Genomic DNA, 19,886 nt, shown 5'->3' with positions numbered 1-19,886 from the left:
GTGGGGAGCCCTCTTGAAAAGAGGTCCGCGGCATGCCAAAAAGCATGCGGGCGGTGGCTCCCACGCGAAAAACCAGCGTCAGTTGGCGCTGGCGAGGACTTCAGTAAGGCCGTCAGATACCGTGCAGGGGGTCGGTAAACGGTGACGCGTTGCGTCAAAAGGGACCGGGGGCAGTGGTAAAAAGGTTCACGCCCTGCAACCAATGTGGACGGATTCTATGCAGGGTTTTATAGATCGTCAACACTATAGATAGGCAAATGTATAACTAATTGTAATAATGAACAGTGTTCAGTCCGTTAAGAACCGCGCGGTGCGCGCTTCTTGAGCTATCTCAATTAGTCCTTCCGAAGTCGGCCGTTTGGCCAATCTACGTGCGCCTGCCAACACAGGTAAAATCGACAATCGTTCTGGCACCGTGAAGCTCTGCGGCGCCCTACCTTTTTGCCGCTTGCGCGGCTCTCTACCGCACCAGATGAAATACAAAGACCTGCGCGATTTCGTCGGCCGTCTCGAAACGATCGGTGAACTGCGCCGTATCTCGCAAAACGTCTCGCCTGTCCTGGAAATGACCGAACTGTGCGACCGCGTACTGCGCGCCAGCGGTCCGGCGATACTGTTTGAGAGCCAGCAGCAGCACGCGTTTCCGGTCCTCGGTAACCTGTTCGGCACGCCGCGCCGCGTCGCGCTTGGCATGGGTATCGACGCGCAAGCAGGTGAAGGCGATAGCGCCGCGCTGGAGTCGCTGCGCGACGTCGGCCGCCTGCTCTCCGCACTGAAGGAACCGGAGCCGCCGAAGGGGCTCAAGGACGCCGGCAAACTGTTCTCGCTCGCGAAGGCGGTGTGGGACATGGCGCCCAAAACGGTGAGCGCGCCGCCTTGCCAGGAAATCGTCTGGGAAGGCAACGACGTCGACCTCGGAAAGCTGCCGATTCAGACCTGCTGGCCGGGCGATGCGGGGCCGCTGATCACATGGGGCCTGACTGTCACAAAAGGCCCGAATAAGAGCCGACAAAATTTAGGCATATATCGCCAGCAACTGATCGGGCGTAACAAACTCATCATGCGCTGGCTCGCGCATCGCGGCGGCGCACTCGATTTCCGCGAGTTCGCGCTGCAGAATCCGGGCAAGCCGTATCCCGTGGCCGTAGTGCTGGGCGCCGATCCGGCGACCATCATCGGTGCGGTTACGCCGGTGCCCGACACGCTCTCCGAATACCAGTTCGCCGGGCTGCTGCGCGGCGGCCGCACCGAACTCGCGAAGTGCATCACGCCGGGCGTCGACGGTTTGCAGGTGCCCGCGCGCGCGGAAATCGTTCTGGAAGGCTTCATCTATCCGCAGGAGGGCACGCCCTCACCTGCTCCCGCGGGCGCGCCGCCGCGTCCGGCCAAGGGCGCGTCCGCCGCTTACGAACACGCGCTGGAAGGCCCCTACGGCGACCACACCGGCTACTACAACGAGCAGGAGTGGTTTCCCGTCTTCACGGTCGAGCGCATCACCATGCGGCGCGACGCGATCTATCACTCCACCTATACCGGCAAACCGCCCGATGAGCCCGCCGTGCTCGGCGTCGCGCTCAACGAGGTGTTCGTGCCGCTGTTGCAGAAGCAGTTCACCGAGATTACCGATTTCTATCTGCCGCCCGAAGGATGCAGCTACCGAATGGCGATCGTGCAGATGAAGAAGAGCTACCCGGGTCACGCCAAGCGCGTGATGTTCGGCGTGTGGAGTTTCCTGCGGCAATTCATGTATACGAAGTTCATCGTCGTGGTCGACGAGGACGTGAATATCCGCGACTGGAAGGAAGTGATCTGGGCGATCACCACGCGTATCGATCCGGCGCGCGACACTGTACTTGTCGATCGCACGCCGATCGACTATCTGGATTTCGCCTCGCCGGTGGCGGGTCTCGGATCGAAGATGGGACTCGACGCGACCAACAAATGGCCCGGCGAAACCGATCGCGAATGGGGCCGCCCGATCGAGATGGACCGTGCGGTCAAACAGCGCATCGACACCTTGTGGAATGAGTTGGGACTGTAAAAACAGGCCTCGAATCACACCACTGAATATCGGAATTCTGTCGGCATCGAAGCGATCCGTTCACCGGCCGGATCGCTCGCGCCTGAACAAGTCTGAAGAACAAAACTGATGGAGCAGTTGCGCGGATGCATGCCTTTTCAATGATGTCGGATGGTTTTTTTCTGTCGTTGTCGTTGTGTCTGGATATCGGTCTCGTCAACGTCGCGATGATTTCGCTGGCGCTGTCGCATGGCTTCAAACCCGGCTTCTGGCTGGGCCTGGGTTCCTGTTTCGGCGATCTCGTTTACGCGGCGCTCGCGCTCGCGGGAATGGCTGCGCTGCTGCAGTTCGAATCGGTACGCTGGGTAGTGTGGATCGGCGGCGCGGCGGTCCTGCTGTTTCTCACATGGAAGATGGCACGTGAAGCGCTGTTCCCGGCGTCGGCGCCTGCAGTTGCGGGCGAAGCGGATGCCAAAGCGCCGCATCTTTCCCCGTGGCGCGGTTTCTTGCGCGGCGCGTTGCTGGCGATGTCATCGCCGTCGGCGATTCTGTGGTTCGCCGCGGTCGGCGGTGCGTTGATTGCGAAAGCCGGCGCCACCAGCGCGACGACTGCACCGGTATTCCTCGGCGGCTTCTTCCTGGGCGGCTTGTGCTGGACGATCTTTATCTGCGGACTCGGCAGCCATGGACGCAAACGCGCCGGCACCGGTTTGCTGCGCGCGTGCCATGTGTTGTCGGCGCTGCTGTTCGCCTACTTCTCGTATAGCGTGATCGTGAACGGGTATCGCGATCTGATCGTGCAGACCGCACAGGTGGCAAGCTAGAAAAAACGGCTCGCCAAGGCGAGCCGTCCCCCTCAATTTCAACGTGCGTAGCCGGACGCAAGAACGATCACGCAGCCTATCAGGCGAGATACTGCGCCAGCTTCGCCAGATCGACGTTGCCACCGCTCACCACCACTCCCACACGCTTGCCCTTCACCGGCACGACGCCGTTGAGCACGGCAGCCGCGGCGAGGCAACCCGTCGGCTCGACCACGATCTTCATGCGCTGCGCGAAGAAACGCATGGTCTCGATCAACTGTTCGTCGCTGACCGTTTCGATCTGCGCGACCAGCTTCCGGATGATGGCGAACGTGTAGTCGCCGAGATGCGTGGAAGCAGCACCGTCTGCAATCGTGCGCGGCGCGTCGATATGCACGATCTCGCCGCGTGCGAGCGACTGCTGACCGTCGTTGCCCGCTTCCGGTTCGATACCGATGACGGTGCACGCCGGGCTCAATGCCGCAGCCGACAATGCGCTGCCGCCGATCAGTCCACCGCCGCCGAGACAAACGAACAGCATGTCGAGCGGGCCGGTTTCGTCGATCAACTCCTTCACCGCCGTGCCCTGCCCGGCGATCACGTGCGGATGGTCGTACGGCGGAATCAGTGTCATACCGCGCTCTTCGGCGAGCCGCCGGCCGATCTCTTCGCGATTCTCGGTGTAGCGGTCGTAGCTGATCACTTCGCCACCATAGCCCTTGGTCGCCGCGACTTTGGCGGCGGGCGCGTCGTGCGGCATGATGATCGTGGCGTGAATCCCGGCAAGACGCGCCGATAGCGCGATCGCTTGCGCGTGATTGCCCGACGAGTACGTCAACACACCCGCTTTACGTTGCTCCGCGTCGAAATGCGAAATCGCGTTGTAGGCGCCGCGAAACTTGAAAGCGCCCATGCGCTGAAAATTTTCGCACTTGAAGAACACCGACGCGCCCGTACGCTCGTTGAACGTGCTCGAGGTTAGAACGGGGGTGCGATGGGCGACGCCTTCGAGACGCGCAGCGGCGTCGAGTACGTCGTCGAAAGTGGGAGCGGGAAGCGCTTGCATTGACGAAACTCTCCAGAGCATTGGCGAAACAGCCATTCTCCCAGCTTCGACAGTGCTTTGGTATGTCGCTTGGTATGCCGCAGCAGAAACACAAACGGCGCAACCCGGCGATCAAGCCGGCGTTACGCCGTCAATACATCTCTGCGCGCTTCTTGCGATTAGCGGCGATAGTAGCCGTGGCCGTAGTAGCCGCGGCCGTAGTAGCCATGGTGATAATAAGGACGGCCATAGCCACCGTAATAGCCACCGACTACGACCGGCGCTCCGTAATAGACCGGCGGCGGCGCGTAATAGACTGGCGGCGGTGCGTAGTAGACCGGCGGCGGCGCGGCATAAACCGGGTACGCCGGCGCGATCGGAATGCCAATACCGATACCGACGGAAACGTGCGCCTCAGCAGCAGTCGCGAACCCCACGCCGAGTGCGGCGGCAACGACAAACGGAACGATCTTTTTCACTTTTGTTCTCCTGGCGCGGCCCACTAAGGTCGCCGACTTCGCATGCTTTGCATGCTATGAAATCAATGTATCGAAAAAGACCACGCATAGATGTTCGCATTTGTTGCAAATTGCAATTGGCGGCAATGGTTCGGAATGTGCGCCGGCGCGCCGCCGCCGGGACACGCTGTGTAACGGACTGAGAACTAAGGGTTTGCCAGCGGTGGAGCGAGCGCGAACCCACTGCTTTGCGGGTCTTGCGGCTTCAGGCTCTCGCTTGCCAGTAATCTTTGATTACAAATTAGCTTCAATCCTGACGGCCCAAATGAAAAATGCCCGATGCAATCGCACCGGGCATTTCTTACCCATCAGCAGACGGTATTTTCAGCCTACCTTTACATAGGCGAATTCTCGGGAGACGTTGGGCGGGACATACGCGCCACTGATGCGCACGCGTGGCGTCAGGCGCTTTTTCTGATCCCACCAGCGACGGCGCTGCGAGTGCGTCAAGAACCGCAAGTGCTTTCGGTAAGAAAAAATATTCATCGTTACCTCCCGAATCTGACTGCGAGACGAAAAACCCAGAACAGCAACTGCCAAACCAGCTCATGAAGGAAATTGTGAGCAGTTTTCGGACCCGCGGGGCGTCTGTGGCCGGATGACCGACCGGACACGCCATATCGCGCGCGAACTGATCAGAGGAATACCCACACCGGGACACACTACTGCCGGACGGATGCGCGATACTGCTGCATTCCCGTTCAAGTATCCCGTCTGGAGCAGGCAACCATGTCCCAGCCCTCTCTGCCGCGCCTCGGTTTCATCGGTGCGGGGCGGCTCGCGCGCTGTCTCGCGCTGAGCTTTTCACGCGCCGGCTATCCCGTCACGGCGGTAGCGAGCCGCTCGGCGGCCTCGGCCGGCCGGCTCGCCAGTCAAATCGAACATTGCGCGGCATTCGACGATCCACAACAGGTTGTCGACGCCGCCGATATCGTCTTTTTAGCCGTTCCCGATGACAGCATCGGTACGACAGCGCACACACTGCGGTTCGCGGCCGACGCGGCAAGCGCCCCATACGGCAAGGCGCTCGTGCATTGCAGCGGCGCCTCCCCGGTGGAGTTGCTGACTCCGGCGCGCGACCAGGGTGCCTCGATCGGCGGCTTTCACCCACTGTACCTCTTTAGCGGCGATCTCGCCGACCTCGACCGGATCGCCGGCTGCTCGGTGACGATCGAGGCCGACGGCGCCCTCATGGACGCGCTGACGGCGCTGGCCGTCGCCCTGCGCTGCCATCCGCTGTCGATTCCAGCAGGCGGCCGCATGCTGTATCACGCTGCCGCGCATTACGCCGCCAGCTTCGCGCTGTGCAGCCTCGCTGAATGCGTCGCGTTGTGGCGCACGCTGGGCTTTGCCGAAGACGACGCGCTGCGCGCGCTGCTGCCGATGCTCTCCGGCACGATCGAAACCGCCCGCGACAAGGGTCTGCCCAACGCCCTCGCCGGCCCCGTGTCGCGCGGTGACACGGGCGTCGTGGAAAAGCAGTTGGCGTTGCTCGAAGGCCTTGGCGGCGATCATGCCGCGCTGTACGGTTTGTTGACGCGGCGCGCGGTCGGACTGGCCGAACGCCGTGCGAAACCGCCCGCCGCGATCGAGACGATTGCCGAGGCGGTGGAAGAATCGCTCAACCGGTCGCTGAATCAGGCCGCAGCAGGTGCAAGCGTCAAGTAAGCCGTGATAATGTGACGTCCGGCGCCGCGCGCAATCCGCCAGCGCCGCGCTTCGGGACCAACAGACGAGAACGCACAATGATCAAGGTCAGCATCCTTTATCCGTATCGGGAAAACGGCCACTTCGACGTGGACTATTACTGCGTCACGCACATGCCGCTCGCGGCCAGGCTGTTCGGGCCGTCGCTGAGAGGCTGGTCGGTCGACGTCGGCATCAATGCCGGGCCGCCGGGAACGCCGCCCCCGTATGTCGCCGCGGGCCACTTCCTGTTTGATAGCGCGGACGACTTCTACAAAGTCTTCAAGTCGGCCTCGGAGCAGTTGGTTGCCGACATTCCGAATTACACCGACGGCGGCAACGGCACGATTCTGATCAGCGAAATCAAGATTTCTGTGTGATATCCCGTGGTAGGTGTGGCCTGGCGGCATGCAGTTCGCCGATTGGCCTGACTCGAACATCTGGAAATTGAACCACCGCGTCCCCATTTGTGACGCGTAACGCGCCCTCTCCCGGGAACGGTGCAGGCAATCCAAATGAACCCGCCGGCGCACCGATCGGTCAGCGCCGGCACCCTGCGGCCGATCGACGGCCGCTTTGCGAAGGATAAGGACACGAGATGTTTGGCGATATCGCCCGTTTTCTGCTCAATACCGTCTTTACGCTGTTCGGCGCCGCGTTGCTGCTGCGCGCATGGCTGCAGGTCGTGCGCATGCCGCCGTACAACCCCGTCACGAACGCCGTCATGCAAGCCACCAACTGGATCGTGCTGCCTTTGCGGCACATTCTGCACAGCACCCGCAACATCGACTGGGCGAGTCTCGCCGCAGCCCTGATTGCGGCGATCGTTTATGTGGTGCTGATGGTGGTGCTCACGGGCGCCGATCCGCTCACGCTCGTGCCGACGCTGCTGATCGTTGCCGTGCTGACCGTCATCAAGTGGGCGCTGAACCTGATCATCTGGATGACGATCCTGATGGCGCTGCTGTCGTGGCTCAATCCGCGCTCGCCGGCCATGCCGATTCTGTACCAACTGACCGCGCCGTTCCTGAATCCGCTGCGCCGCGTGGTGCCGCAACTCGGCGGCATCGACCTCTCGCCGATCCTGCTGTTCGTGATCGTGCAGGTGCTGCTGATGGTGGTCACGCGTGCGGCCGTTCAGTTGACCTACTTCGTGATCTGAACGGCGCTTCGTGCGCCTTGTGGACAAGGGTGGCGGCAGCGCGATTTGCGCTAACCGCCTCTTCCCGAGTAGAATCATGCGCTCTGCGGGCGTCGTATAATGGTAATACCCTAGCTTCCCAAGCTAGAGCCGTGGGTTCGATTCCCATCGCCCGCTCCAGATTCTTTTCAGCCCGCCTGGCGATTGACCAGGCGGCTTCACGAAAGGATCTGAATCTGCAGCACATTGCCGCATTTCCCACCCGCTACGCCTTCCCCGTCTGTCATTCGAGAAGTCGCACACGCAAGATGAGCCCGCGTCGTGTCAACGCGCCATTGCGCGAGCCGCCGTTAGTTCTTCGCCGCCTTCTCGACCGCCTTGACCAGCTTGAATTCGTCTTTGTCCAACGCGTAGTAGTACGTCCCGCTACCCTGTTCATTCCTGCTGCCGTGAACCACCAACAGGCGGCTGTCGCGCCGGAACTCGATCGGCTCCTGCACATCCACGTCCCAGCAGCACACCGTAAAAGGCAGCCACGTGACGCGGCCGGTCTTCGCGTCGATCGCCACAGTGGACACGCACGACGCCCCACAGCCCCAGCTTGCCAGCACGTAGTGCCCGGCGAAGTTCGGCTTCTGCCGGCTGGCTTCGCGGATACGCGTCGCATATTCCTTGTCGTCCGCGGATACGAGCCGCACTTTCGCCGCTTTGCCCGCAAAGGTGTCGCTCACCGCGAAATCTTCAAAGCGCGGCACGCCGACATCAGCAGCTTGCGCCACGCTCATCCAGCACATGACCGAAACGAAGCCCATCAATAGAAACTTTTTCATTGCTCAATACCAGTGGTGTTTTTCCCAGAACAGCCGCGCTGATGCCGCAGTGTGATATCGCCCGAGAATATAGCGAATCCCGCCCTGGCATTCTTCAACTGCATTACCGAAAGATTTTTCGCCATTCGGATTCAATTCATATTGAGGCCGCAGCAACTGATAAAGCCCACGTGCGGACGACTTCCCATTGCGCACGTCAACCACACCGCTCGATTCCTGCGCCATGAGCCACAGCAAATCGTTGAATTGCGTGAGCGGCACGCCTTCAATGGCCATTGCCTTGCGAAGCGCATTCTGGGAAGTAGTCGGAACCGCAGTTGGATCGATAGCGACCCAACCCGTTTTGGCGGCTTTTGCCTGACGATGATTGTGTGCGTGTTTGCCCATGTTGGATTTTCGCTTTGATAATCGTTGCAACGAGATAGCTGACGAGCGCGATTAAATCATACGAATGGCTGTCACGGTTATGAAACCGTAATCTTCATGCCGATCTCCGCGCCCCTTCAACCCTGCCACCGTCTGGACGCACCCGTTTCGGGTGTGCTACCTTACGCGCACTTGCAACGTCCGCTCCACCTTCCTGCTGAAGCCTTCAGCAGAATCCAGCACGAGCCGCCTCCCATGAAGGCGGCTTTTTTGTAGTGGCGGTGGCCCGGCATAGCGATTCGAGCGAACCGCGCCTGCGAACTGCGGCCCATGCCGCGCGAGCGCAAACGGCGCCTCGCAACGCGCCATGCAAGCCGCCATGCAAGCCGCAAAGCCCTCACCCTAGTAGCAGTATCGATAATGATCCACGATCCAAACGACGCCGGCCTGCCCGACGAACTCCCGCCGCCTTCCACCGAAGCCGAAGGCCAACCGGCTGATGCCGACGCCGACGCGACTGCCGACACCCCGCACGAAGAAGCCCTGCATCGACGCCGCATCCGCAGCTTTGTCACGCGCGCTGGCCGCGTCTCGACCGGCCAGCGCCGCGCAATGGACGAACTCGGTCCGCGTTTCGTCGTGTCCTTCACACCGCAACAACCCGACTGGAACAGCGTGTTCGGCCGCGCGGCGCCACGCGTGCTGGAAATCGGCTTCGGAATGGGCGCGACCACCGCGGAGATCGCCTCGCACCGTCCCAACGACGACTTCCTCGGCGTCGAAGTGCACGAACCCGGCGTCGGCGCGCTGCTGAAGCTGATGGGCGAGCAGACGCTGTCGAACATCCGCATCATTCAGCACGACGCGGTCGAAGTGCTCGAACAGATGATCGCGCCCGACAGCCTCGACGGCGTGCACATCTTCTTTCCCGACCCTTGGCACAAGGCGCGCCACCACAAGCGCCGGCTGATCCAGCCGAAGTTCGTCGCGTTGCTGGTTTCGCGTCTGAAGCCGGGCGCCTATCTGCATTGCGCGACCGACTGGCAGAACTACGCCGAGCAGATGCTCGAGGTGCTGGGCGCCGATCCTGCGCTGGAAAATACCGCCAACGGCTACGCGCCGCGTCCCGAGTATCGTCCGGTGACGAAGTTCGAGCGCCGTGGGCTACGGCTCGGGCATGGCGTGTGGGATCTGGTGTTCAGGAAGCGCGGCGCGGTATAAAGCCGCGCTGCAGTTGTGCTCGCCATACGCAAAAAGGTCCGCAAACGCGGACCTTTTTTCATGACGCGGAAGACAAGCGGAGACTCAGTCCGCCCAGCTCAACGCGCCGCTGTAACCCACCAGCAGGATCAACAGTCCAAAGCCGATCCGGTACCACGCGAACACGGTGAAATCGTGTGTGGCGATGTAGCGCAACAACCAGCGCACGCAGGCGAAGGCGCTGATGAAGGCCGCCACGAAGCCGAGCGCGAAACTGCCGAGCGCGTCGATGGACAGCAGATGCCAGTCTTTATAGAGCTCGTAAGCCGTTGCGCCGAAGATGATCGGAATCGCGAGGAAGAATGAAAACTCCGTAGCGACGCGCCGATCGAGGCCGAACAACATCCCGCCGATGATCGTCGAACCCGAGCGCGACATGCCCGGGATCAGCGCAAAACATTGAGCGAGGCCGACTTTCAACGCATCCAGCGGGCTCAGATCGTCGACGTTCTGAACACGTGCCGCCACGTCGCCTCGCGCGCGCTGACGCGCTTCAGCCCACAGGATCACCACCCCACCCGCCACTAACGCGAACGCAACCGGCACGGGCGAAAACAGCGCCGCCTTGATGGCCTTCTCGAACAGCAGGCCGAGCACGACCGCCGGAATCGTCGCGATGATCACGTTCAGCGTAAAGCGCCTCGCGTCGGGCCGGCTGGGTAAGCCGGCCACCACGCTGCCGATGCGGCGGCGAAACTCCCAGCACACAGCCAGAATCGCGCCGAGCTGGATCACGACATCGAAGGTTTTCGCGTGATCATCCGTGAAATTGAGCAGACTGCCCGCGACGATCAAATGGCCGGTACTCGACACCGGCAAAAATTCCGTCAGCCCTTCGACGACGCCCAGAATCAGCGCCTTGCAAGCCATTAGCCAGTCCATCCGTGACCCTCATCGCTGTAGATAGTCGAAACGAACAGGGTCGGCACGGTGCGCGCGCGGCCCTGCCGGCCGCGCGCAGCGTCATTTCTCGACGATTTGCACGCGTATGCCGTTTGTAAGGATGGTGATTGTACCGGGTTCGTAATTCACCCCGGCAAATTGCAGTTGTTCGGGTTTGAAGGTGTAGATCGGGTAGTTGGTCAGCAACTGCGTAGCGAGCAGGGCCGCCGCGGCATTGATCTGCTGCGTATAGGCCTGCGCCTGCCCGCTCACGCTGACGTTGTCGACGTTCGGCGACTTCAGCACGACCGACTTGCTGGCGGCGTCGTAGGCCAGTTCGCTCGACAGCGTAAATACGCCGTCAACCGGTTGCGGCATGAATGGGCTCGCGAGCCGGGCGTCGAGCTTCACCGAGACGCGGTTCGCGTCCGGCAGGAAGCCGACCACCGGATTGGTCAGCGCGACGTCGAACACTTGCGAAACCGTGCGCTGATAGGGGAATTTGCGCTGCACCGCGTCCTGCACCTGCTGCTGCGAGAACGTGTAATGCGACGGGATGAACGGGAAAGTCGATGTCGCGCAGGCCGCCAGCGAGGCGGTGATGCCAAGCGCGGTGCAGCCTGTCAGCGCGGCAAGCAGGAAGCGGCGCCGGGTCGGCGCAGCGGGTCGAGTCATGCGAAATCTCCTGTGGAAGCCTTCTCGAGCATGCGGTTGCGTTGGGTTGTTTGTCCGGGTGAATGACATGGCGGAATCGTTCACGCGTTATCCGCGCACCGCCGGTTGCGGTTGAGTCTGCGTTTCAAGCTGGGTGAGCCACGCGAGCGCTTCACCGCGGCTCGTGCCGCACATGTCCATCTGCGGTTGCAGACCGGAACAGCACGCCGGCCGCTCCGGCTGACCAAAGATCGCGCAGCGCAGATCATCGCCGAGTTGCACGCAGCGCACGCCCGCCGGTTTGCCATTCGGCATGCCGGGGATCGGGCTCGAAATCGACGGCGCGATACAGCACGCGCCGCAATCGGGGCGGCACGCATGACCGGCCACATGGAACGGGGACTCGCGCTTCACAACGCTGTTCGGCACATCACTCACGACATTTTTCCTGAACTCGAAAACAGGCAACGCAACATACAACGCCATACCAGACCCGCATTGTGCCATCGCATCCCGTGCGACCTTTTTACACAATTCGGCGAAGGGTCGCTCACGTAAACTTGTTGGATACGAAAGGCCACGCTCAAGAGGCGTCTGCGCTGTTCGAACCGGTCCCGAGAATCCGCCGGTTCGTGCCTCTTCAAGGGTGGCTGTCAAACCCGAGCGCCCCATGACCACCGCCAACACGCTATTCCGCCCTGACCTGCTCGCCAAATACAGCGCGAACGGTCCACGGTATACGTCCTATCCGACCGCCTTGCAGTTCCGCGACGATTTCGATCCCGCCGACTATCTGCGCGCCGCCGCAGACCCAGGTGCTTCCACCACCGACCTCTCGCTGTACTTCCACATCCCCTTTTGCGACACCGTGTGCTTCTACTGCGGTTGCAACAAGGTCGCCACAAAGAACCGCGCGCACGCGCGTCCCTATGTCGAGCATCTGAAGCGCGAAATGGCTTTACAAGCGGCGTGTTTCGACACGCGGCGCCCCGTGTCGCAATTGCATTGGGGCGGCGGCACGCCCACGTTCCTGTCGCACGACGAAATGGCGGAACTGATGGCCGCAGCGAGCGAACACTTCACATTGCTGCCCGATACTGAAGGCGAATATTCGATCGAAGTCGATCCGCGCGAAGCGTCGCCCGAGACCATTGCACATCTGCGTATGCTCGGCTTCAACCGGCTCAGTCTCGGCGTGCAGGATTTCGATCCGGTGGTGCAGCAGGCGATCAATCGCGTTCAGCCGCTCGAGATGACTGCGTCTGTGATGCAAGCCGCGCGTGATACTGGCTTCCACTCGATCGGCGTCGATCTGATTTACGGGCTGCCGCACCAAACGGTCGATAGCTTCAGCCGCACGCTCGACACGATGATCGAACTCGCGCCCGATCGTCTTTCGGTGTTCGCGTATGCGCACATGCCGCAGCTCTTCAAGATGCAACGGCAGATGGATGCGGCCACGCTGCCCTCTCCCGCCGTGCGCCTCGCGATCCTCCAACGGGTAGTCGAGCGCTTGACCGACGCGGGCTACGTCTACATCGGCATGGATCACTTCGCGCTGCCCACCGACGAACTCGCGCGCGCACAAGCGCAGCGCACGTTGCATCGGAATTTCCAGGGGTACAGCACGCGGGCGGAATGCGATCTGATCGGCTTCGGCGCGTCGTCGATCGGCAAAGTCGGCGACGTGTACGCGCAGAACATCAAGGACCTGCCAGACTACGCCGCGGCAATCGATGCGGGCAAGCTCGCGATCACGCGCGGCGCGCGCCTCACTGCGGACGACCGTCTGCGTCGCGATGTGATCACTCAATTGATGTGCAATCTGGAACTACGCTTCGATGAATTCGAAGCGGCCTACGGCATCCGCTTCGTCGATACGTTCGAACCGGAACTGGAGCGCTTGCGCGGCTTCGAGCAGGACGGGCTGGTGTCGGTGAGCGACAGCAAGCTGGAAGTGCAGATGGCCGGACGCATGCTCGTGCGCAACATCGCGATGGTGTTCGACCGCTACCTCGGTCAGCAGACGCTCGAACGTTTTTCACGCACGGTTTGAGGGCTGAGCAGGCGAAGAAGGCGACCGGCTTGCCCGTCGTCGAATTTTCCGCCATAATCTGCGTCTTCGCCGCGAGCCATACTCTGGCGCGTGCGCTGCAAGACCTGCCCAGGTGGTGAAATTGGTAGACGCAGGGGACTCAAAATCCCCCGCCGCAAGGCGTGCCGGTTCGATTCCGGCCCTGGGCACCAAAAGTTGTTCCGGCATAAGCCGCATGCATTCCTAGAAACCCCGTAAAGTCAACGACTTACGGGGGTTTTTCTTTCCTGGATGATCCGGCTCGACCCGAGTACCGCTGGTGGTATCGGCAACCTCCTCGCAGACGGTGGTCGCATGTATTTCCAGCTCGATAAGTCCGGCGCGAAATACTGGCGGATGAACTACCGGTATCAGACATGCCGGGCGATCATCGGCCGGCATGTCAATAGTCGGCCACGATAAAGCGGCGCAATTGACGCACGAACTCCGCGCGGGCGGCGGCAGGCAGTTGCCGTCCGACGGGAATACGCTGCCAGCCGTCGCAAAGGTAGACGACGCCATCGCTGTCGTCGAGAGACACGGCCAAGCGGCCAGCATTCATCCGATGCATCGTGCGGCGTCCGCGCTCGTGTACTTCGACGATCACGAACGGGGGCGCGAACGTCAGCACCTCGCCGTCCGTCGCGTGCCTGGAGTAGGCGATAAAGGCGATGCCGACGGCCACGGTGCAAAGCATCGAGAAAAACAGCGTGAGCCACGCGCCGAATGCGAATGCCGTTACCACGCCGATCGCGAGGTCGAGCGCCATGAGGAACGCGGTCGCGGCGAGCGACTGCCGCGGCGTGAGGGAGCAGTTGCGCTTGATGCGCCACTCGCGGCTCGGCACACCTCCCTCGCCGTCGAAAGAGCCAGGCCCGTACGACCGCCTGAAGTATGCGTACATGATCGAAAGTCCCGCGTCGTGGAGCCATTCGTGACGCCCAATGGGCGTGCCGCGGTTCTCCAGCGTCGCCTGTTGCGTCAAGGTAGCGCGGGCGGGCTGCCCCGATTGCAGCGTCCACGCCGCTTGCAATGTCACCGTTCCGCTCGCATCGGTCTCGGCATCGAGCACCGTGACGACGAGCATCCGAGTGTCGGGCGGCTCCGGCGCGTCCGGGAAGATGAACACGCCTGGAGGCAGCCGGCTCGTCAGGTCCTGCACAAGCGTGCGCCGCATCAGTTGAGCCAGTGGCGCGCCCCACCGGTCGCTTTCGTCGGTCGAAAGCCGGTTCGGCAAAATCTGCGTGACGACTTCAGGCCGATCTTCCGGCTTGGCTTTTCTTTCGTCTCGTCTGGCCGACCATGACTATCTCGACGAGGTGCTCATGTTGTTGCGCGGCGAGCCTTTTCTGCTCTGGAGACCGGTCGATCAACATGGCACCGGACTACGATGGGCCGCCCGCGTCCGCCTTGAGCCCGCGGGATGTGTTGCGCTCCAGTCTCATGTACATGTTCGCCGCCACGATACCGAAGACGATGTGAGCGAACAGGCTGGCCCCGTTGCGTGCTTCTGCGAACCACGGAAAAAACCGTGTCATGCCGTAGAAATTAATCAGGTAAACGGCTGCAGCGAAAGCGCCACCCGCCAGTGAAGCCATCCCCATGCTCGAGTCAAGGTTGAATGACGTCATGATCAGACCGAGGATAAGCGCGAATACGATGGCAAGGGCAAAATGCATCACAAAGGCCCCGAGCACGATGCCAATTGAGAATGCTTGCTGCGATTGCAATGCGCCTCGTCCCAGCATGATCGCGGCGACCATGCGTGGGGGCTCCAGCAGACTTGCGCCCGTCATCAGTGCCATCAGGATAACCCCTAACGCCAGGAACACAGCGCCTGCGATGACGCCTGCGAGCACGGCTGCCCGCCAGTCAGGCTGGCCGTGTGTGAAATGATGGGAATCCATGCGAAGTTCCACAATTTCTCTCCCGATTGATTCGGATAATTCATTCTAGTCCTACAGCTCGCGAGACTGATAGCGCCGCATGGCTATCGCCACCCCGACGGACGATCCTCGTTCTGGCGACGACGTGGCGTGATGAACTGCACGTGCAAGAGACCCTTGAGGCACGTCAGTTGTTGGGAGGTAGGAGAGTTGTTCGCAGCAGACCTGTCAGCGGATCGATAATTAATCTTTTAGCTCACAGTGGAGGATCAAATGTCTGCGAAGTCGAAAGCACAACAGATGGCTGCGCAATTACCGCCGAGGCGCTGGAAGATCATTTCGGCGCCCATTGCGCGCTGGAATCCGCCTTAATGGCTGCCTTCGACAACGGCCGCAATCCTTTCCGTTCGGTTTACGCGGAAGCGATCGACCAGAACGGCGGCAAAGGAGTAGTGTTACATAGCGGACTGTTCAGAGTGGACGGCACGCAACCCGATCGCGGCACCACGGCATAGTCCCGGCGCGTGCCACCGCATGCACCTCTGTCTCGGCGCGGGTAAGGTGGGGCGGCATAGTCTGCAACCGCTAGTCAACGATGGAAGGAGGACACATGTCACTCATCGTCGCAGCACGCTTTACGACATTCCCCGCCGCTGAAGACGCGGCGCAACGGCTCTTCAATGCCGGTTTCGTCGAGGAGGACGTCACACTGTTTTTCGTCAATCCGATCGGCCAGCACGCACGTTTTCGGCCCGGCGGCGATATCAGCGCCGACACAAACGCGAGGGAGGCGCCGAAGGGTGCCGAGATAGGCATCACGATTGGCGCAGCGGTTGGCGCCGTGGTCGGCGTCGGGATCTTCGCGGCGTTTTCGGCGCCGCTTATCATGTCGCTGGTCGCGGCCGGGGTGAGTGCGTATGTCGGTTCATTGGTCGGCGCGATGATGCGCACGCGTGACGCCTGCGACGAAGAAACCCGTGAATGCGGCGTGCTGGTGGCCGTACACGTGTCGCAGGACAGCCAGTTGGACGCCGCACGGGTGCTGCGCGATGCCGGAGGCGCGGCGATCGAACGCGCGACCGGCCGCTGGCAACAAGGGCGGTGGGCCGACTTCGATCCGCTCAGCCAGCCTGTGCCGCTCAACGAATTCAGTGAGAAGCACGCCTGATTTGAAGGTGTTTTTCGCCGAGATTTTCAGCGAGCCAGGAAACAAAAACGGCCCGGCATTTGTCGGGTCGTTTTGTATTCGGAGCGGTGCGTTCCAGGCACTCGCCTGAGAAACGGTCGGCGAAGCGGTCAGTGGAAGAAGAGTTCCCGCATGCCGAAGGTGTGATCCGCTTCGGCAGCCATCAGCACCATCAGCACCAGCAGGCACAGGGGCGGTATCAGAATGGCGTACACCAGCGCCAGCCGCTCCCACATCATGTGCATGAAAATCGACACGATCAGCCCGGCCTTGGCGATCATCAACACGACGATCAGCGTCCAACGCAGCAGGCCTTGCACGTGGAAGTAATCCACCATGTACGACATCGTGCTCAGGACGAACAGCAGGGCCCAGATCTTCAGGTAGATGCCGATCGGATGCTGCTGGCCGTGCGCGGCGTCGGGTCGATGGGCGGGATCGGTGTGGTCCATGGTCTGCCTCACCACAAATAGAACAGCGCAAAGATGAACACCCACACGAGGTCGACGAAGTGCCAGTACAAGCCGGCAATCTCGACGATCTGGAAGTTGCCGTGCTCGGTGAACGCCGGTTGCAGGATCTTGCGTGCGATCAGCAGCAGGTAGATCACGCCGCAGGTCACGTGAAAGCCGTGGAACCCGGTGATCATGAAGAAGCACGCGCCAAACTGCGCCGCGCCCATCGGGTTGCCCCAGGGGCGGATACCTTCATGGACGATCAGCTTGGTCCATTCGAAGGCCTGCATCGACACGAAGGTCGCGCCCAGCAGCGCGGTCGCCAGCAACAGTGCGGCGGCGCGCTTTGCGTTGCGGCGGTAGCCAAAGTTGACAGCCATCGCCATGGTGCCGCTGCTGGTGATCAGGGTGAACGTCATGATGGCGATCAGCAGCAAGGGCACATCCACGCCGCCCACAGTGAGCCCGAACACCTTGGAAGGGTCGGGCCACGGCACCGTGGTCGACATGCGCACCGTCATGTAGCCGATCAGGAAGCTGCTGAAGATGAAGGTGTCCGACAGCAGGAAGATCCACATCATCGCCTTGCCCCACGGCACCTTGAAGGCTTCGCGGTCGCCCGACCAGTCCGTGACGATGCCGCGCCAGCCGTCAGGCCCGGCGTCGGTGGGCGTGGTGGCAGCGGATTCGGTGGGGAGCGTGGGCGTGGTCATGGCGCGGCTCCATACAGCGGCCCGCAGATGGCGGCGACGAACTCAGGGGTGATCCACCACATCGCCGCCAGCAGCACGAGCCAGACAGCCAGCAGGAAATGCCAGTAGATGGCGCACAGCACGATGGCGCGCTGGGCCCGGAAGGGGTCCCCGCGCTGGAGACGCGCGATCGTCACCGCCCAGGCCACCAGCCCGCCCAGCACATGCAACCCGTGCAGGCCGGTGAGCAGGTAGAGGAAGCTATTGGAAGGATTGACGGTGACGGTCTGCCCGGCCGCCGACAGCATGCGCCAGGCGGTCAGTTGTCCGATCACGAAAACGGCCGCTAGCACACCGCCGGACACCAGCCACGCCGCGCGGTGCAAGGTCATCTGCCGGGCACGCTGCATGGCAATGCTTGCCAGCACCAGCGCGCCGGTGTTCCACCACAGTAGCAACGGATGCGGGATCGGCTGCCAGTCGGGCTCGCGCATGCGCATTGCATAGGCGAACAGCAGCAGTGAAAACAATGTCGTTGCCACCGCCATGAAGACGATCAGGCCGATGCGGCTCGCATTCGGCAAGACAGGTGGCGCGTCAGGAACGAAGGGGCGGGGCAGTGTGGTCATTCGCGTGCCTCGCCGGGTTGAAGCGTCGGGTGGGCCGGTTCAGGCGCAGTCGCAGGCGCAGGCGGCTGGTTTTGCGGGACGAAGTCTTCCTCGTGCCCCGGCGGGCTGTATTCGTACGCCCAGCGGTAGACGACGGGCGGCGCGGCGCCCCAGTTGCCGTGCACTGGCGGCGTTTGCGGCGTCTGCCATTCCAGCGTGGTGGCCCGCCAGGGGTTGCTGTCGGCACGCTTGCCGCGCACCAGGCTCCACGCCAGGTTGTACAAGAACAGCAACTGCGCCGCCCCAACGATCAGCGCAACGACGGTGATGAAGGTGTTGAGCGTCTGCGCCGAAGACGGAATGAAGCTGTAGCCCTCATACGCGTAATACCGCCGCGGCATGCCCAGGATGCCGAGATAGTGCATCGGGAAGTAGATCGCATAGGTGCCGAGGAAGGTAACCCAGAAGTGCACGCGCCCGAGCGTGTCGTTGAGCATGCGGCCCGTCACCTTCGGATACCAGTGGTACATACCGCCAAACACCACAAGGATCGGCGACACGGCCATCACCATATGGAAGTGCGCCACCACGAAGTACGTGTTCGACAGCGGAATGTCCACGCTCACGTTGCCGAGGTAGAGCCCGGTCAGCCCACCCAGGACGAAGGTGCTAATGAAGCCGATGGCAAACAGCATGGGCACGGTCAGGTGGATATCGCCGCGCCACAGCGTCAGCACCCAGTTGTAGACCTTGAGGGCGGTCGGGATGGCGATGATGAGCGTGGTGGTGGCAAAGAAGAAGCCGAAGTACGGATTCATGCCGGCGATGAACATGTGGTGCGCCCAGACCACGAAGCTCAACGCACCGATGATGATGATGGCCCACACCATCATCTTGTGGCCAAAGAGGCTCTTGCGCGCGTGCGTGCTGATGAGGTCCGACACGATGCCAAAGGCCGGCAGCGCGACGATGTAGACCTCCGGATGCCCGAAGAACCAGAACAGGTGCTGGAACAGCAGCGGGCTGCCGCCGGCATGCTTGAGCGTCTGCCCCATCGACACCACGGCCGGTATGAAGAAGCTGGTGCCGAGTGTCTTGTCGAGCAGCATCATCACCGCCGACACGAACAGCGCCGGAAACGCCAACAGCGCCATGATGGTCGCCACGAAGATGCCCCATACCGTGAGCGGCATGCGCATGAGCGTCATGCCGCGCGTGCGCGCCTGCAGCGTGGTGGTGACGTAATTCAAGCCGCCCATCGTTGTCGCGACGATGAAGATCGCCAGCGACACCAGCATCAACACGATGCCCCATTCCACGCCCGGCGTGCCCGGCAGGATGGCCTGGGGTGGATACAGCGTCCAGCCCGCGCCGGTCGGCCCGCCTGGCACGAAGAAGCTCGCCATCAGCACCAGCACGGCCAGCAGGTAGACCCAGTAGCTCAGCATGTTGAGAAACGGGAACACCATGTCGCGCGCGCCCAGCATCAGCGGGATCAGGTAGTTGCCAAAGCCGCCCAGAAACAGCGCCGTCAGCAGGTAGATCACCATGATCATCCCGTGCATGGTGACGAACTGGTAGTAGTGGTTGGCGTCGATGAAACTGAACTTGCCCGGAAAACCGAGCTGCAACCGCATCAGGTCCGACAACACAAGGCCGACCAGGCCGACGGCGATGGCCGTCAGCGAATACTGCACGGCGATGACCTTGTGGTCCTGGCTCCAGACATAGCGGGTCCAGAAGCTTTGCTGGGCGTGGTTGGTGTGCGCGTAGGGCATTG

22 protein-coding genes, 2 tRNA genes and 1 pseudogene are annotated in these 19,886 nt (G+C 61.9%); 11 read left to right on the top strand and 14 right to left on the bottom strand.

Translation table 11 applies throughout. The annotated features are described in order from the left end of the window. Window positions 1-472: 472 nt before the first annotated feature. Together M0D64_RS16000 and M0D64_RS15995 are read left to right on the top strand one after the other, a co-directional pair. A complete protein-coding gene (locus M0D64_RS16000) occupies window positions 473-2,041 on the top strand; it encodes a UbiD family decarboxylase (RefSeq protein ID WP_266258419.1) in 1,569 nt (522 codons plus the stop codon). A 125-nt stretch (window positions 2,042-2,166) separates the two neighbouring features. Then, on the top strand, window positions 2,167-2,844 hold the full coding sequence (locus M0D64_RS15995; RefSeq protein WP_266258417.1) for a LysE family translocator: 678 nt from the start codon (window positions 2,167-2,169) through the stop codon (window positions 2,842-2,844). 79 nt (window positions 2,845-2,923) lie between these two features. On the opposite strand, the gene M0D64_RS15990 is transcribed toward M0D64_RS15995, so the two are convergent. Both M0D64_RS15990 and M0D64_RS15985 read right to left on the bottom strand, forming a co-directional pair. Then, the gene (locus tag M0D64_RS15990) at window positions 2,924-3,889 is read right to left on the bottom strand and encodes a threo-3-hydroxy-L-aspartate ammonia-lyase (protein WP_266258416.1); all 966 of its coding nucleotides are present in this window, start codon (window positions 3,887-3,889) and stop codon (window positions 2,924-2,926) included. Between the two features lie 158 nt (window positions 3,890-4,047). Beyond that, complete coding sequence (locus M0D64_RS15985; RefSeq protein ID WP_168435724.1) at window positions 4,048-4,347, bottom strand: hypothetical protein; 300 nt, start codon at window positions 4,345-4,347, stop codon at window positions 4,048-4,050. Between the two features lie 768 nt (window positions 4,348-5,115). Between M0D64_RS15985 and M0D64_RS15980 the strand changes: the two genes are divergently transcribed. From M0D64_RS15980 to M0D64_RS15965, 4 genes are all read left to right on the top strand, one after another. After that, window positions 5,116-6,054 carry a Rossmann-like and DUF2520 domain-containing protein gene (locus tag M0D64_RS15980; RefSeq protein WP_266258415.1) on the top strand — a complete coding sequence of 313 codons (939 nt, stop codon included), beginning with the start codon at window positions 5,116-5,118 and terminating at the stop codon, window positions 6,052-6,054. 77 nt (window positions 6,055-6,131) lie between these two features. Next, a complete protein-coding gene (locus tag M0D64_RS15975; protein WP_154560896.1) occupies window positions 6,132-6,452 on the top strand; it encodes an EthD family reductase in 321 nt (106 codons plus the stop codon). 218 nt (window positions 6,453-6,670) lie between these two features. Continuing rightward, on the top strand, window positions 6,671-7,234 hold the full coding sequence (locus M0D64_RS15970; protein ID WP_266258414.1) for a YggT family protein: 564 nt from the start codon (window positions 6,671-6,673) through the stop codon (window positions 7,232-7,234). A gap of 85 nt (window positions 7,235-7,319) precedes the next feature. Then, a tRNA-Gly gene (locus M0D64_RS15965) sits at window positions 7,320-7,393 on the top strand. A 170-nt stretch (window positions 7,394-7,563) separates the two neighbouring features. Here M0D64_RS15965 and M0D64_RS15960 read toward each other — a convergent pair. Both M0D64_RS15960 and M0D64_RS15955 read right to left on the bottom strand, forming a co-directional pair. Continuing rightward, the gene (locus M0D64_RS15960; RefSeq protein ID WP_266258413.1) at window positions 7,564-8,043 is read right to left on the bottom strand and encodes a hypothetical protein; all 480 of its coding nucleotides are present in this window, start codon (window positions 8,041-8,043) and stop codon (window positions 7,564-7,566) included. Between the two features lie 3 nt (window positions 8,044-8,046). Further along, complete coding sequence (locus tag M0D64_RS15955) at window positions 8,047-8,430, bottom strand: hypothetical protein (RefSeq protein ID WP_154560892.1); 384 nt, start codon at window positions 8,428-8,430, stop codon at window positions 8,047-8,049. Window positions 8,431-8,829: 399 nt separating this feature from the next. On the opposite strand from M0D64_RS15955, the gene trmB reads away from it, so the two are divergent. After that, on the top strand, window positions 8,830-9,630 hold the full coding sequence (gene trmB, locus M0D64_RS15950) for a tRNA (guanosine(46)-N7)-methyltransferase TrmB (protein WP_266258412.1): 801 nt from the start codon (window positions 8,830-8,832) through the stop codon (window positions 9,628-9,630). 84 nt (window positions 9,631-9,714) lie between these two features. On the opposite strand, the gene M0D64_RS15945 is transcribed toward trmB, so the two are convergent. From M0D64_RS15945 to M0D64_RS15935, 3 genes are all read right to left on the bottom strand, one after another. Then, on the bottom strand, window positions 9,715-10,551 hold the full coding sequence (locus M0D64_RS15945; protein ID WP_266258411.1) for an undecaprenyl-diphosphate phosphatase: 837 nt from the start codon (window positions 10,549-10,551) through the stop codon (window positions 9,715-9,717). Between the two features lie 81 nt (window positions 10,552-10,632). Next, on the bottom strand, window positions 10,633-11,226 hold the full coding sequence (locus M0D64_RS15940; RefSeq protein ID WP_266258410.1) for a DUF1439 domain-containing protein: 594 nt from the start codon (window positions 11,224-11,226) through the stop codon (window positions 10,633-10,635). A gap of 87 nt (window positions 11,227-11,313) precedes the next feature. Then, complete coding sequence (locus M0D64_RS15935) at window positions 11,314-11,643, bottom strand: YkgJ family cysteine cluster protein (protein ID WP_168435723.1); 330 nt, start codon at window positions 11,641-11,643, stop codon at window positions 11,314-11,316. Window positions 11,644-11,875: 232 nt separating this feature from the next. Here M0D64_RS15935 and hemN point away from each other — a divergent pair, with 232 nt between their 5' ends. Beyond that, window positions 11,876-13,261: an oxygen-independent coproporphyrinogen III oxidase gene (gene hemN / locus M0D64_RS15930; RefSeq protein ID WP_266258408.1), complete on the top strand. Its 1,386-nt coding sequence runs from the start codon at window positions 11,876-11,878 to the stop codon at window positions 13,259-13,261. Window positions 13,262-13,367: 106 nt separating this feature from the next. Next, window positions 13,368-13,452: transfer RNA gene (locus M0D64_RS15925), tRNA-Leu, on the top strand. A gap of 230 nt (window positions 13,453-13,682) precedes the next feature. Here the strand turns inward: M0D64_RS15925 and M0D64_RS15920 are convergent. From M0D64_RS15920 to M0D64_RS15910, 3 genes and pseudogenes are all read right to left on the bottom strand, one after another. Continuing rightward, entirely contained in the window at window positions 13,683-14,264 is a 582-nt protein-coding gene (locus tag M0D64_RS15920) for a DUF2244 domain-containing protein (RefSeq protein WP_367619657.1), read from the bottom strand. Then, a pseudogene (locus M0D64_RS15915) lies at window positions 14,262-14,531 on the bottom strand (ABC-type transport auxiliary lipoprotein family protein); the annotation flags it as partial. The pseudogene M0D64_RS15915 and the gene M0D64_RS15920, both read right to left, overlap by 3 nt. A gap of 133 nt (window positions 14,532-14,664) precedes the next feature. Beyond that, window positions 14,665-15,186 (bottom strand): hypothetical protein, encoded by a 522-nt coding sequence (locus tag M0D64_RS15910; RefSeq protein WP_266258407.1) that lies wholly within the window; start codon window positions 15,184-15,186, stop codon window positions 14,665-14,667. Between the two features lie 143 nt (window positions 15,187-15,329). Between M0D64_RS15910 and M0D64_RS15905 the strand changes: the two genes are divergently transcribed. Then, window positions 15,330-15,680: a DUF1488 family protein gene (locus M0D64_RS15905; RefSeq protein WP_266258406.1), complete on the top strand. Its 351-nt coding sequence runs from the start codon at window positions 15,330-15,332 to the stop codon at window positions 15,678-15,680. Window positions 15,681-15,775: 95 nt separating this feature from the next. Further along, window positions 15,776-16,333, top strand: coding sequence for a hypothetical protein (locus M0D64_RS15900; protein ID WP_154560882.1), 558 nt, complete (start codon window positions 15,776-15,778; stop codon window positions 16,331-16,333). A gap of 128 nt (window positions 16,334-16,461) precedes the next feature. Here the strand turns inward: M0D64_RS15900 and M0D64_RS15895 are convergent, their stop codons facing one another. From M0D64_RS15895 to ctaD, 4 genes are read right to left on the bottom strand one after another with little or no spacing between them, the layout of a single operon-like run. After that, window positions 16,462-16,803: a cytochrome C oxidase subunit IV family protein gene (locus tag M0D64_RS15895; RefSeq protein ID WP_172312100.1), complete on the bottom strand. Its 342-nt coding sequence runs from the start codon at window positions 16,801-16,803 to the stop codon at window positions 16,462-16,464. 8 nt (window positions 16,804-16,811) lie between these two features. Continuing rightward, a complete protein-coding gene (locus M0D64_RS15890; RefSeq protein WP_154560880.1) occupies window positions 16,812-17,519 on the bottom strand; it encodes a heme-copper oxidase subunit III family protein in 708 nt (235 codons plus the stop codon). Beyond that, window positions 17,516-18,127 (bottom strand): cytochrome c oxidase subunit 3, encoded by a 612-nt coding sequence (locus tag M0D64_RS15885; RefSeq protein WP_171926128.1) that lies wholly within the window; start codon window positions 18,125-18,127, stop codon window positions 17,516-17,518. The genes M0D64_RS15890 and M0D64_RS15885 overlap by 4 nt, the downstream gene beginning before the upstream one ends. After that, window positions 18,124-19,884 (bottom strand): cytochrome c oxidase subunit I, encoded by a 1,761-nt coding sequence (gene ctaD, locus M0D64_RS15880; RefSeq protein WP_154560878.1) that lies wholly within the window; start codon window positions 19,882-19,884, stop codon window positions 18,124-18,126. The genes M0D64_RS15885 and ctaD overlap by 4 nt, the downstream gene beginning before the upstream one ends. Between the last annotated feature and the right edge of the window lie 2 nt (window positions 19,885-19,886).

The organism is Paraburkholderia sp. WS6 (genome assembly GCF_030464835.1).
In the GTDB taxonomy this organism is placed as follows: domain Bacteria; phylum Pseudomonadota; class Gammaproteobacteria; order Burkholderiales; family Burkholderiaceae; genus Paraburkholderia; species Paraburkholderia madseniana.
This window is presented reverse-complemented; position numbering and strand designations above follow the sequence as displayed.